The following is a 13086-nucleotide window of genomic DNA, read 5'->3' on the forward strand; positions in this document are numbered from 1 at the left end:
AATTATTCGGATTTAAGTTCTTTGTAACTGATTTTTACCAATAAAAATGCACCATAACAGATGATGAAAAGAAGTGCCGATACCACCATACTGGGATTAGCATGTATAAAAACTGCACTTAGGAACATAGCCACTGCACAAATAGCCATGATGACTGAAAGGATAAACTGAACTGCTGCCATATCGCTCTGAATTAGTTGGTTAAACATCGAATTATTCTTCAGCGAGCTTTAGACCTTTTTTTGAAAGATTTCCTTTCCTGTGTCTTTCGCATCCGCTGACTTTTTTTTTAGATTGAGAATCATTCCCCATCTGAGTTTGAGCCTTTTTTTTTACGGCATTGTCTTTTCAGGAAAAGTGGAATTAGAAAAGTTTTGAACGAAAAAAATGTTGGGACAGCGATAAGCCGTCATCGTTATTTTTTTCAGGGCAAAGGCTCTTAGCCGGAACTCTTTCATTTCCACTAACCCTTATAAATTTGCCGTCAAAAAACAAAGGCTCTCAGATAGGGTATGGGCAGCAAAAACGAGGGAAGCAGGATGCCTTCGGAAAGACACGGGAAAGGAATGGAAGAAGAAAAAGAATGAAACTGAAAAGAACACTCTCTGCAAACGGTACAGGATGCCGGGAATAAGAAGTACCTTCAGGTACTTCATCATCGGGTGAACAATGCGGCTGTAGCAGGCACTCATATCAGACCGGTACGTGGAGCATGTGAAAGATTAAGGTTGTTAAGGCAAATGCCTTAGCTCCGTATCGGACATGGTACGTGCCGGGATATGGGTGCCTTTCTTGACCGGCTCTTAGCAGTCTGTGAGCCTGAGAGCAGAGTGATAAGTGCCAGACAGGGCAAGAATACAGACGGTACCTTAATGGGGTGGTGGGAGTAAGAGAACTGCGTGTACGCAAGGACAACCTGAAAGGCTCTGCCTTACCTTATGGTATCACACCCGGACAGCATACGGAGCACATCAGCAAAGCCGTTGTGCCCCAAGATGCCGGCTGGGTGTGTATGGGTGAGAAATGAGTGGAGTGCATGGTCGGAAACGAAGTCTTTGGCCATGCAGCGGAACGGATGTCCGCTGCCTCTGTCCGAAGGTGACCATGAAATAGTGTCACCATAGAACAAAGGCAACCGGACATACCTTAGCAGGGTGGTGGGAGTATGAGAACCGCGTTAGGGATAGGAGAATAAAGCCCACAGCAAGGCGAGGACTTGACGCAGATAGCCCGGCAGTTTACTGAAACGCCCAATAAACAGTACAAAATATCACGACAGAATCCTTCATCATCAGGAAGGAAATCCGAGCAAAGTACGAAGTATGAAATTCAGGAATCATACAAGCAAAAAATCAAACTCACTTAAAAGCAGCATAACACATTGTCATTCAAGCAATTCTTCCGAAAGTACCATTTTTATCTGTTAATTAACTCTATAGCCTATGAAATATGACATCAGGAAACGAGGTCTCTCATGCATAATTTATAAATTTGAAAGAAAAAGGGATTATGGCAAGAATAGGATATATAGTGACAGAACTACCAGAACAGCGCATCGAGGAAGACGAACAAAGGATTCAGAAAGAGAACTGCGACTTCATCTACAGGGAGCGGTACAACGTAGAGGGGAAAACTAAAGAGCTGAAGAAACTTATGGACAATCTGAACGACAGGGATGAAGTTATCTTCTTATCAATGGCAAATGCCTTTAAAGGAGTAAGACAGCTTTGTTTATTCCTCAATATAAGTAGAATTAAAAATCTCAGAATTATATTCTTAAGGGACAGGATAGACAGTTTCGGAGTGAAATATGAGAGTTCCACCGAAAATCTGCTGCACGCCATATCGACACTGACAGAAGATTCATACGCAATCAGGAAGATAAGGAAACTTTCGGAAAAAAGAGAAAGGAGCAGAAGCCAAGCCAGGCAGCTTCGCAACGAGAAATGCGTGGAGCTGTACAAAGCGGGCGTTCCGACAGATGAGATAAAAAAGCAGGTTGGTTTCAGAAGCAAAAGCTCAGTATTCAGGATTCTCAGAGCCAGTGGGGTGAAGACTGACAGGAGAAGGGATGGTGAGGAATAAAATTCAACTATCTACTTTTATTAGAGAGTAAACATTTTCAAAAAGCATAAGCAGTTTCTTCTCAAAATCATCGGTAGGATGGAATGAGGAATAAAAAAGTAGTCCGCTGTATGAATTATAGAACATGTCAGAGACTAAAAGAAGATTCATATTGTTTTTAATTTCTCCGTTTTTCTCTGCTATAAGAAGAACATTCTTTATAAGTTCTTTTTCTCTGGCTTCTAGAGAAAGGTATTTTTCATAGAAAGAAGGATGATATCTTTGAGAATTAAGAATAAAAAAAGAAAAGGCACGTGCTGTTTCATCAACAGGAAGCTGAAGGAAATCCTGAATACGACAAAAACGCTTGTGCAAGAAACTTGCATAACTCATTAGAAAGTCATGAAGAGCAAATTTATCAGAGCCAGAAGTCTTAATCATAATATCATCTTCAACTTTAATCAGGTCAAGAAAAAAAGTATCTACAACCAACCGGAAAAGTTCAATTTTATTAGGCGCATAATGATATAAGCCACCCTTGGAAATATTTGTAGCTTTTATCATGTCGTCATAAGAAACATCTTTATAATGACGAGTAAGGAATAATTTGAAAATGGTTTTAAGTATTTCTTTTCTATTCTGCTTCATAAAGATAAGATATTATAGAAGTAAAGATATAAAAAACAAGGGAAATAATAATTTTAAAAAACAAGAAACATATAAAGAATGGTTATTAGCAAGTAAAGGCTCTCGTCAGGAGCCTTTTATGATTACCACACAATCCTCGACTTCGGTGGGCAGACCGAAAAGAGGGTATCGTGTGAAATAGGGTTGCGCTTCTTCATCAGGTTGGGTGCAGACCAGTTCTGCACCTATACGTGTCAGTGATTCATCAATCATCCTGACTTCTTCATCTGTCAGACCGGTCATGTCTCCGTTGAAGATATAACCGAAAGCCCATGTCGGGATTTTCTCTATGCTCTGTTTCATGGTATATGGGATTTTAGATTTGTACTATCTTGTTTATTCTGCCGTGAAGGAAGTTTCTCAGTGCTGTCTTGTCGATTGACTTGTATTCATACCAGCAGCCGTACTGATTGACGAGGAACGTCTTCAGGATGTCAGAAAGATCAAACCTCCAGCCTCTCACCGGGATTCCGCTCTTGAAGTAGGTATTATGGTTCACCTGGTATGAAATCCAGTTTTTCTCCTCACGGCTGAGTTTTTCCTTGTTGTTCACTTTCTGACGAAGGATATAGGCTTTTGCGTCCTTAAGAGTGTCAAGTGCAGGCACTTCCCACAATGCGAATTTTGTTGCTATTGCTGCCATAGTCGTATGAATTTATGAGTTAATGAATTTATGCGGATCTAAGAGCGAGGGAGTTGAGTTTCAACTTTCTGCCGTCTCATTTTCCGACATTTTTTTATGCGTCTTCCGGTCGCATCGGTCGTTTCGTTTCGGTGCCAGTCAAAAAGGTAGGGAGAGGCAGGAGCAAGGTTTTGACAGAAAATACCTCGCACAGCAGGGAATATTTTCCGTCAAACCGTCAGGCCTGACCTTGAAAGCTGCCACGCCCGGTTATACCTTTGCACCAGGAACGGACGACCACCAGATGCAGACGGAAACGAATGGTGGAGGAAAGGAATAAGACGGCAAGGGTGAAAAGGAGTTAGGTATGCTAAAGGAAAAAACCGGACAAGTATATCGGGAGAAGAAAGTGATAATCAACACAAGCAACCAAAGAATGAATAAGGTCTAGGAATAGAGAAAGGAACAGAAGTAGAGGAAGTAAACTGGAAAAAGTGCAGAAGAAAAAAAATGGATGTACAGTACCTGAAAAGGTAAAAGGAATTCTGGGAAATGGAAAGTCAGGTAGGGGAAATGACTTTGATTCTGTGACACAATCAAAGTACTGAAAGGAAAGATGAACTGACAAGAGAAAGGAGAGGTTTCAGTCAGGGAGAAATTCTCAACATTTTGTATGCTGATTGCTATGAAAAGTGGGTTTTCCACCTAAATAGAAAAGAAATATAATAGGGATAGATTGGGGGCAGTACTATGAAACTTTCTATTGTAACATATACACAATTTAATCATCGGTAGAAAAAAATTAAAAGTAGGTGAAAAATGAGCACACAGGAAGATTTATTGAAAAAGACACTAAGTAAGTAAAATTTGTTATTTTAATTAATCTTTTGTCATTAGAGAATAATTCTATAAATTTGCGGTCAACTCTAATAAATAGGTGATGAAAGAATTAAATCGATTAAAAGTAGTTTTAGCTGAAAAAAAGAAAACTGGGAAGTGGTTGGCTGCACAATTAGGGAAAGATCCAACAACTGTATCTAAATGGTGTACTAATACTTCTCAACCAGATTTGCAGACACTCTCAGCAATAGCTGAAATACTAGGAATAGATATTAAGGACTTGTTGTATAGTAGCAAGAATGAATAATACACTCAATTAAAATGATTTATCTTAATCAAAAGATAAAATCAACAAATTATAATTATGGAGATAAAAGAGGAACTATCTTTAGAAGATATAGATAAACTTCTTCTTCAAGAAGAGGAGTTAAATCTAACATCAGATATAAAGCAACAAATAAGTGAATCTTATGAGTTTCTTAAAGAATTTTCAAAGGAAAAGGTAATATACGGTATCAATACCGGTTTCGGGCCTATGGCTCAATGGAAGATTGAAGAAAAAGATCTGGAAAAATTACAATACAATATAATTCGTAGTCATTCAACGGGAGCAGGAAATCCGCTTCCCTCTATTTATGTAAGAGCCGCTCTTTTATCAAGGATTATGACTTTCATCAAAGGTCATTCTGGGGTGCATACCAATAGTGTTGAATTATTAATACAGTTCTTCAACAATAAAATATATCCAATTATACCTGAGCATGGGAGTGTTGGAGCAAGTGGAGATCTGGTACAGTTAGCTCATTTGGCTTTAGCATTAATTGGAGAAGGAGAAGTTTCTTATTTAGGGGAAATAATGAAATCATCTGTTGTACTAGAACAGCTAGACCTTAAACCTTTGAAAATGTATATTCGAGAAGGGCTTGCTTTGACTAATGGAACAGCAGTTATGACAGGTATAGGTTTGGTTAATCTACTATTAGCAAAGAAACTTATACACTGGTCTTTAATGGCCTCAGTCATGATGAATGAGATAGCATCTTCTTATGATGATTTTATGTCAGAAGTCCTTAATGGACTGAAGTTGCATAAAGGGCAAAAAAGAGTGGCTGAACAAATGAGAAAGATATCCTCTGGTAGTAAAAGACTACGAAATAGAACAGAAGAACTTTACCATCCACAGGATAAAAATGTATTTCAACATAAGGTACAGCCTTATTATTCATTAAGATGCATACCGCAAATATTAGGGCCAATCTATGATGAATGGGAAAATGCAAAAACAGTTTTAATTGATGAATTAAATTCTGTAGATGACAATCCTATCGTTGATAAAGATCATAACACCGTCTTGCACGGAGGAAATTTCCATGGAGATTATGTTTCTTTTGAAATGGATAAGCTAAAGATTTCTATTACTAAATTAACCATGTTGACCGAAAGACAGATGAATTACCTATTCCATGATAGAATTAATGGAATATTGCCACCATTCGTTAATTTAGGAAAGTTAGGACTTAATTATGGTCTCCAGGCTTCACAATTCACGGCAACATCTACTACAGCTGAGTGTCAAACATTATCGAATCCAATGTATATACATTCTATACCAAATAACAATGACAATCAGGATATAGTATCAATGGGAACTAACTCAGCACTAATATGTGCTCATGTAATTGAAAACTCATTTCAGGTCATGGCAATTCATATGATGGCTTTAGTTCAGGCTGTAGATTGCTTACAAATAGCAGAAGACTTAGCACCTGAAACGAGGAGTTTATATAATCAAATAAGGAATATAGTTCCGTCATTTGCAGAAGATACACCAAAATATGAAGAGATAAGAAAGCTCGTTACTTTCTTGAAACAATAAACTAAAAGGGATTTAGTATGTCATACAACACTAACAAATATGCACTTGTAACAGGCGGCAGTAGAGGTATAGGAAGAGCTGTCGCTATAAGACTTGCGCAAAGCGGATACAATATTGTAATAAATTATGTATCAAATAGAGAACAAGCGGAAGAAACTCAAAAAATAATCAAGGAATTAGGAGTAGAAACTGAAATCCTGCAGTTTGACGTTTCTAAAAAGAGTGAAGTAATTGCAGCTATTGAGAAGTGGAAAAGCAGTCATGAGAATGACTATATATCAGTATTGGTGAATAATGCCGGGATAAGAAAAGACAATCTTCTCATATGGATGCCTGAAGAAGACTGGTCTCAGGTGCTTAATATAAGTTTAAATGGATTCTATAATGTTACACATGCATTATTACAGAATATGCTTGTGAAGAAATGGGGAAGGATAATAAATATCGTATCCTTATCTGGAATAAAAGGAATGCCAGGTCAAGTAAACTACTCAGCTGCAAAAGGAGGTGTAATAGCAGCAACCAAGGCACTTGCACAAGAAGTTGCAAAGAAAAAAGTCACAGTGAATGCTGTAGCACCAGGATTTATAGAAACTGATATGACAAGTGATTTGAACCAATCAGAATTGAAGGCGCATATACCAGTAGGAAGATTTGGCAAGCCGGAAGAGGTCGCAGAGCTTGTAAATTTCTTGGCTTCAGATTCAGCAGCTTACATCACTGGAGAGGTTATATCTATTAATGGAGGTATTTATACTTAAGAATATATGAATAGAAGAGTTGTAATAACAGGTATGGGAATCTATTCCTGTATCGGCCAAAATAAAGAAGAGGTACTTAAATCATTGTTTGAAGGAAAGTCAGGTATAGGTTTGGATCCCAAAAGAAAAGAAATGGGATATCGCTCTTCTCTGACTGGAATTTTAAAGACACCGAACCTAAAGAACCTATTGGATAGAAGACAAAGGTTATGCTTGCCAGAACAAGGACAATATGCATTTGTAGCAACAAAAGAAGCCTTGGAACAAGCTGGTATAGACCAGGACTATCTGAAAAACAATGAAGTAGGAATACTGTTTGGTAACGACAGTTGTGCAGAACCTGTAATAAAAGGTGCTGATATTATAAGGGAGCAGAAAAGTACGGTCATGGTTGGTTCAGGGAACATATTTCAAACCATGAACTCAACAATAACCATGAATCTGTCCACAATTTTCAATCTGAAAGGAATAAACTTTACAGTGTCCGGAGCTTGTGCAAGTGGTTCTCATGCTATAGGTTTAGGTTATTTACTTATAAAACAAGGGTTACAGGATTGTATAATATGTGGTGGAGCCGAAGAAGTAAATGTTTTCTCTGTTGGGAACTTTGATGCGTTAAGCGCATTTTCCATCAGAGAAGATGAGCCAACAAAAGCATCCCGACCTTTTGATAAGAACAGAGATGGTTTAGTACCAAGTGGTGGCGCAGCCTGTGTAATTATTGAAAGTTATGAATCGGCAATCAAGAGAGGAGCAACCATATTAGCAGAGATAATAGGTTATGGATTCTCTTCAAACGGTGATCACATATCCGTACCTAATGTAGATGGGCCAACACGTTCTTTAAGAAGAGCTATTCAAGATGCCGGAATAAACATCAATGATATTAAGTATATAAATGCTCATGCGACATCAACACCTATAGGTGATTTCAATGAAGCAAAAGCGATTAATGAGGTTTTTGGTGATCACAAACCTTTTGTTGCTTCAACAAAGTGCTTCACTGGTCATGAGATGTGGATGGCCGGAGCCAGTGAAATTGTTTATTCAACATTAATGATGCAAAACGATTTCATAGCAATGAACCTAAATTTTGAAGAACCTGATGAAGCATCTGCTCTATTGAATATACCTTCACAAAGAATTGACATGCCTTTTGATACTTATCTGAGCAATTCGTTTGGATTCGGAGGTACAAATTCATCATTAATAGTAACTAAATTAAAATAAACAGATATGACAAAAGAAGAAATTATTGAAAAAGCTCGCACAATCCTTGCTGAAGAGTTTGAAATAGATGTTGATACAATAACACCAGATGCAACTTTAAAGGACACATTAGGATTGGACAGTCTAGATCTTGTAGATGTGGTAGTTTTGGCTCAGCAGAACTTTGGAGTTACATTGACTGGTCCTGACTTCGTGGATGTGAAAACTTTCTCAGATTTTTATGAATTATTGGAAAAGAAAATAAATGCATAAATCAGTGAAACGTAAATGGAGTGGAAAATCAAGAGGAGGGAAATTAGGCTATCTGTTTTTTATTTACACAATAAAATTACTAGGAATCAAGATAGCCTATTGTTTCTTGGCCCTTGTCGTTATCCATTTTATTCCTTTTGCACCAAAAGCCACAAATGCAATATGGCTATATAACAGGAAAAGACTTCATTACGGGACACTTAAATCAATCTTGAAACTGTACCAGCATTATTATGTATTTGGTCAGACATTAATTGACAAATTAGCGATAAAGAGCGGCCTATCAAGTAAATATCATTTTGAATTTGACAATTATCAAAGATTTATTGATATAATAGATAACAGTAAAGGTGTTATCTTGATAGGTGCACATGTCGGATGCTGGGAAGCAGGTGCAGCATTTTTCGGTAACTATGGGAAAAAAATCAATATTGTAATGTTCGATACAGAACATCGCGGTATTAAGGAAGCAATAGAGGATGCGTCAGAAAAGCAGAATTTTAAGATAATACCAGTAAATGAAGATACATTGGGTGCCATGATAAATATAAAAATGGCACTTAACAATGGCGAATACGTATGTTTTAATGGAGATAGGTATTTGGATGAAAATTCATCTATTGGTTTAGAATTCCTGGGTGGACAAGCCAGATTTCCCATAGGTCCGTTTAAGATTGCCAATAAATGTAGGGTTCCAGTTGTGTTCTATTATTCAATGCGAGAAAAGGGCTGTACTTACAGATTTATCTTTGAAGAAGCAGACATAACTAAGGACACAACAACAGAGAATTTAATAAATCAATATATCAGGTCTTTAGAAAAAATAGTTAGAAAGTATCCACAACAGTGGTTTAATTTCTATAGATTCTGGAATTAAATTGTTGAAAATGAAACTTACACCCCAATTAGAGAAAATATATTCCCATGAGAGACTTACGGCAATAGAAGCTCAAAGAAGAGCGCAAGAAATTGCCTTTGGTCCAATAGTCTTTCAAGTATCAAGACTTATGGTAAAATTTGGGATTCTAGAACTATTGTCAAATAATAGAGAAGGTTTAACCCAGGAACAGATAGCAGAAAAAACAAGACTAAGTTTATACGCTGCACAAGTTTTACTGGAAGCGTCCTTGTCTATAGGGACAGTTTTGATAAAAGAAGATAAGTATCAACTGTCTAAAACAGGTTGGTTCCTTTTAAATGACAATATGGCAAAGGTGAATATGAACTTCAACCATGATGTTAACTATAAAGGTCTATTTAATCTGGAAGAAGCCCTCTTGGAAGGCAAACCATCCGGATTGAAATCTTTTGGGGAGTGGCCAACCATATACGAAGCCTTATCAAGTTTACCTGAGCATGTGCAAAAAAGCTGGTTCGGCTTTGATCATTTCTATTCTGATGAATCATTTGAAGCTGCTCTGAAAATTATATTTGATGGTACAAAGAAAGTAAACAGGTTATTAGATGTAGGTGGGAATACAGGAAGATGGGCAACAAAATGTGTTCAATATAATCCATCTGTTGAAGTAACCATTATGGATTTGCCACAACAGCTTGCAATGATGCGTGAACAGACAAAGAATATAGACGGTGCAGACAGAATACATGCATATCCATGTAATTTGTTAGATAAGTCTGTCAAGTTTCCTTCTCCTGCATTTGATGTAATCTGGATGAGCCAGTTCTTGGACTGTTTTTCGGAAGAAGAAGTGACTAGTATATGTAAAAGAGCTGCTGAATCGATGGATGAAAATTCAAGATTATATATTATGGAAACTTTCTGGGACAGACAGAAGTTTGAAACAGCAGCTTATTGTCTTACATTAACAAGCATATATTTTACAGCTCTAGCAAACGGAAACAGTAAAATGTATCATTCATCTGATATGGAAAGATGTGTCAACAATGCCGGTCTTGAAATTGAAGAGATTGTTGACGGATTGGGATTAGGACATTCAATAATGATCTGTAAGAAAAAAAATGGAAATAATTGATTTGATACCACAAAGAGAACCGATAGTTATGGTAGACAAATTTGTCGGTATAACAAACGGTATCTCGGAAACTCAGTTGACAATCAAAAATGACAATATATTTGTGGAAAATGATTGTTTTACTGAATTTGGTCTTATTGAACACATAGCGCAATCAGCTGCAGCAAGAGTAGGATATATTTGCAGAAAAGAAAACAAGCCAATATCGATAGGTTATATAGGAGCTATTTCCAATATGGAAATAGTATTTCTACCGAAAATAAATGACATGTTAGAAACTAGAATTGAAATTCTTCAAGAAGTTTTTAATATTACTCTTATCAAGGCTGAATCTTTTACTGATGGCCGTTTAGCAGCAAGTTGTCAAATGAAAATTTTCTTGAATTCATGAAGAAGAGGAAATATGATTCCACACCGTCCCTAGTGGGTGTAACAAAAGCCAAAGTTCGGTTCAGTGAGGTTGATTCAATGAAAATAGTTTGGCATGGTTCGTATGTAAAATATTTTGAGGATGGAAGAGAAGCATTTGGCCGAGAATATCCAGGCATAGGGTATTTGGATATATATGCCAGCGGATATATGACTCCAATAGTGGATTTACAGATACAGTACTTAAACCCGCTTACAATAGATGATGACATCATAATAGAAACGAAGTATATTCAGACACCTGCAGCTAAGATCTGTTTTGAATACCTGATAAGAAAGTCTGATAGCAATATCATTGTTGCAAGAGGCAGTTCCGTTCAGGTTTTCATAGATAACAATGGAGAAATGTGCTTGAACAATCCTCCGTTTTACGAGAAATGGAAAGAAAAATGGATAAAGTAAAACAAGTATATATAGGACATGACAGTTTGATAACATCTTTAGGAGAAAAGATGCAAACCTTCTATGCATTAGAGCAAAAGGAGTGTGGACTCAGCTATAATGAAAAATATGGAATGATAGTAGGGACTATAAACAGGGCCTTACCTTTAGCATATCAACAAGAGGGATGCACATTCTTTGAATCGCTAGTGATAAATAATACATTAGCAATTATCAATGAATCTCAGTTAGACGTAAAAGACCAAAGGCTTTTAGTCATTTTATCTACGACAAAAGGTAATATCAATAAATTAGAAGAAAATGTCAGTCCAGTCCCAGAAGATGCATTTTTAGGTACAACTGCATTGAAGCTACAAGCATATTTAGGACTTTCAAATTTGCCATTGATTGTTTCCAATGCTTGTATTTCTGGAGTGTCAGCCCTAATCATAGCCAGAGAAATAATACTACAAGGTATATATGACAATATTATCGTAGTCGGCTGTGATACGCTAAGTCCATTTATAACAGAGGGATTTGCTTCATTTAAGTCTATTAGTTCAAAACCTTGTAGACCATATGATAAGAATCGTGATGGGCTATGTCTGGGAGAAGCATGTGGGGCTATACTCTTAACATCAGATAAAAGTCAAGCCAGGCGCCCATATTTGTATCTTAACGGCGGTGCAATAACCAATGATGCAAATCATATATCTGGTCCGTCAAGAACCGGTGACGGATTGTATTTAGCTATTGAAAGGGCATTAAGCGAAGCCAACCTCGATAAAAATGATATAGGTTTTATAAACGCACATGGCACTTCAACTGTATATAATGATGAAATGGAGAGTAAGGCTATTGCTTTGGCAGGACTTACTGATAAGCCTATAAATAGTTTTAAGTCATATATAGGCCATACTTTAGGTGCTTCAGGCGTGGTAGAAACCATACTGTGCATTCAAGAACTTCTAACAAAAAGAGTTTTTGCAACTTTAGGATTCGAGGAACTTGGAACTTCATGTACCATAAGCGTAAGTTCTAATGAACAGACGTTTACAAAAGAGGCATTTATAAAAACGGCTTCCGGATTTGGTGGATGCAATGCTGCCATTGCTGTTTCTTCTGAATGCTATAAAGGTATCCATCCAAACTATGATATTCATGTAAAAGAAGTATGTCATTACAGCTTGCCAGTTTCATGTGAAGCATTTCATGATTTTATTAGGGCAGAATACAAGAAGTTAGGTGAGACCAACATGAAATTTTATAAGATGAGTGATTTATGTAAGGCTGCATATGTTTCTATGGCAAATCTGTTGGAACAGTATTCATTGAATCAATATTCGTCAGAAGATATATCCATAGTTCTAGCAAACAGGTCTTCGTCTCTTGATGCGGATATAGAGCACCAGAAAGTCATCAATAAGCATTCAGAAGAAGGGGCTTCTCCTGCAATCTTTGTATATACCTTACCAAATGTTGTTAATGGAGAACTGTGTATTCGCCATAAGATAAAAGGGAATAACACATTCTTTGTTGAAGATAAAGACAATGGAACCGCAGAAAAATATGCGAAGCTATTGATTGAAACAGGAAAGGCAAAGGCTGTCATTTGTGGATGGTGTGAAAAGTTAAGTGAAAAGTATGAAGTAAATTTGAAATTATTAATTAGAGAAAAATAAATAATTATGGAACAACTAGTAAAAGAACTCAAACAGCATTTGATTGAGGAATTAAATTTAGAAGAAATAACTGTTGAAGATATTGATACAGATGCACCATTATTTGGTGATGGATTAGGACTGGATTCAATAGATGCATTGGAAGTAATACTCATACTTGAAAAGTATTATGGTGTTAAATTGTCCAATTCAGCAGAAGCCAAACCTATCTTTTACTCTGTACGAACACTTGCTGAATACATTGAGAAAAACAAGAAATAAAATATTA

Annotated in this window: 18 protein-coding genes; 14 read left to right on the forward strand and 4 right to left on the reverse strand. The window is 36.8% G+C overall.

Going from position 1 to position 13086, the window contains the following annotated elements:
• Positions 1-2 precede the first annotated feature (2 nt).
• Positions 3-182 (reverse strand): hypothetical protein, encoded by a 180-nt coding sequence (locus H6A28_RS09690; protein ID WP_087213572.1) that lies wholly within the window; start codon positions 180-182, stop codon positions 3-5.
• 698 nt (positions 183-880) lie between these two features.
• Here H6A28_RS09690 and H6A28_RS09695 point away from each other — a divergent pair.
• Both H6A28_RS09695 and H6A28_RS09700 read left to right on the forward strand, forming a co-directional pair.
• A complete protein-coding gene (locus tag H6A28_RS09695; RefSeq protein WP_204479999.1) occupies positions 881-1027 on the forward strand; it encodes a hypothetical protein in 147 nt (48 codons plus the stop codon).
• A 482-nt stretch (positions 1028-1509) separates the two neighbouring features.
• Complete coding sequence (locus tag H6A28_RS09700) at positions 1510-2085, forward strand: hypothetical protein (protein WP_204480001.1); 576 nt, start codon at positions 1510-1512, stop codon at positions 2083-2085.
• Positions 2086-2088: 3 nt separating this feature from the next.
• On the opposite strand, the gene H6A28_RS09705 is transcribed toward H6A28_RS09700, so the two are convergent.
• The 3 genes from H6A28_RS09705 to H6A28_RS09715 all read right to left on the reverse strand — a co-directional run bounded on the left by H6A28_RS09705 (position 2089) and on the right by H6A28_RS09715 (position 3394).
• Positions 2089-2712, reverse strand: coding sequence for a TetR/AcrR family transcriptional regulator (locus tag H6A28_RS09705; protein WP_204480003.1), 624 nt, complete (start codon positions 2710-2712; stop codon positions 2089-2091).
• Between the two features lie 105 nt (positions 2713-2817).
• On the reverse strand, positions 2818-3054 hold the full coding sequence (locus H6A28_RS09710; RefSeq protein WP_204480005.1) for a DUF6926 domain-containing protein: 237 nt from the start codon (positions 3052-3054) through the stop codon (positions 2818-2820).
• Positions 3055-3067: 13 nt separating this feature from the next.
• Positions 3068-3394 carry a molybdenum ABC transporter ATP-binding protein gene (locus H6A28_RS09715; RefSeq protein WP_204480007.1) on the reverse strand — a complete coding sequence of 109 codons (327 nt, stop codon included), beginning with the start codon at positions 3392-3394 and terminating at the stop codon, positions 3068-3070.
• A 22-nt stretch (positions 3395-3416) separates the two neighbouring features.
• Between H6A28_RS09715 and H6A28_RS09720 the strand changes: the two genes are divergently transcribed.
• From H6A28_RS09720 to H6A28_RS09775, 12 genes are all read left to right on the forward strand, one after another.
• Positions 3417-3713 carry a hypothetical protein gene (locus H6A28_RS09720; protein ID WP_204480009.1) on the forward strand — a complete coding sequence of 99 codons (297 nt, stop codon included), beginning with the start codon at positions 3417-3419 and terminating at the stop codon, positions 3711-3713.
• A 600-nt stretch (positions 3714-4313) separates the two neighbouring features.
• On the forward strand, positions 4314-4520 hold the full coding sequence (locus tag H6A28_RS09725; RefSeq protein ID WP_204480011.1) for a helix-turn-helix transcriptional regulator: 207 nt from the start codon (positions 4314-4316) through the stop codon (positions 4518-4520).
• A 57-nt stretch (positions 4521-4577) separates the two neighbouring features.
• Positions 4578-6089: an HAL/PAL/TAL family ammonia-lyase gene (locus tag H6A28_RS09730; RefSeq protein ID WP_204480013.1), complete on the forward strand. Its 1512-nt coding sequence runs from the start codon at positions 4578-4580 to the stop codon at positions 6087-6089.
• Between the two features lie 17 nt (positions 6090-6106).
• Positions 6107-6850, forward strand: coding sequence for a 3-oxoacyl-ACP reductase FabG (gene fabG / locus H6A28_RS09735; protein ID WP_204480015.1), 744 nt, complete (start codon positions 6107-6109; stop codon positions 6848-6850).
• A 6-nt stretch (positions 6851-6856) separates the two neighbouring features.
• Positions 6857-8080, forward strand: a complete 1224-nt coding sequence (locus H6A28_RS09740) for a beta-ketoacyl-[acyl-carrier-protein] synthase family protein (protein WP_204480016.1) — start codon at positions 6857-6859, stop codon at positions 8078-8080.
• A 6-nt stretch (positions 8081-8086) separates the two neighbouring features.
• Positions 8087-8332 (forward strand): acyl carrier protein, encoded by a 246-nt coding sequence (locus tag H6A28_RS09745; protein WP_204480017.1) that lies wholly within the window; start codon positions 8087-8089, stop codon positions 8330-8332.
• A 4-nt stretch (positions 8333-8336) separates the two neighbouring features.
• Positions 8337-9209: an acyltransferase gene (locus H6A28_RS09750; protein WP_204480018.1), complete on the forward strand. Its 873-nt coding sequence runs from the start codon at positions 8337-8339 to the stop codon at positions 9207-9209.
• Between the two features lie 10 nt (positions 9210-9219).
• A complete protein-coding gene (locus H6A28_RS09755) occupies positions 9220-10326 on the forward strand; it encodes a methyltransferase (protein ID WP_204480019.1) in 1107 nt (368 codons plus the stop codon).
• Complete coding sequence (locus H6A28_RS09760) at positions 10313-10717, forward strand: hydroxymyristoyl-ACP dehydratase (protein WP_204433714.1); 405 nt, start codon at positions 10313-10315, stop codon at positions 10715-10717. Before H6A28_RS09755 ends, H6A28_RS09760 begins: the two co-directional genes overlap by 14 nt.
• Complete coding sequence (locus tag H6A28_RS09765) at positions 10714-11157, forward strand: acyl-CoA thioesterase (RefSeq protein ID WP_204433716.1); 444 nt, start codon at positions 10714-10716, stop codon at positions 11155-11157. Before H6A28_RS09760 ends, H6A28_RS09765 begins: the two co-directional genes overlap by 4 nt.
• The gene (locus H6A28_RS09770) at positions 11145-12818 is read left to right on the forward strand and encodes a beta-ketoacyl synthase N-terminal-like domain-containing protein (protein WP_204480020.1); all 1674 of its coding nucleotides are present in this window, start codon (positions 11145-11147) and stop codon (positions 12816-12818) included. The genes H6A28_RS09765 and H6A28_RS09770 overlap by 13 nt, the downstream gene beginning before the upstream one ends.
• Positions 12819-12824: 6 nt before the next feature.
• On the forward strand, positions 12825-13079 hold the full coding sequence (locus H6A28_RS09775) for a phosphopantetheine-binding protein (protein ID WP_181215779.1): 255 nt from the start codon (positions 12825-12827) through the stop codon (positions 13077-13079).
• Positions 13080-13086: the final 7 nt, after the last annotated feature.

Source organism: Bacteroides mediterraneensis (assembly GCF_016900355.1).
GTDB lineage: Bacteria > Bacteroidota > Bacteroidia > Bacteroidales > Bacteroidaceae > Phocaeicola.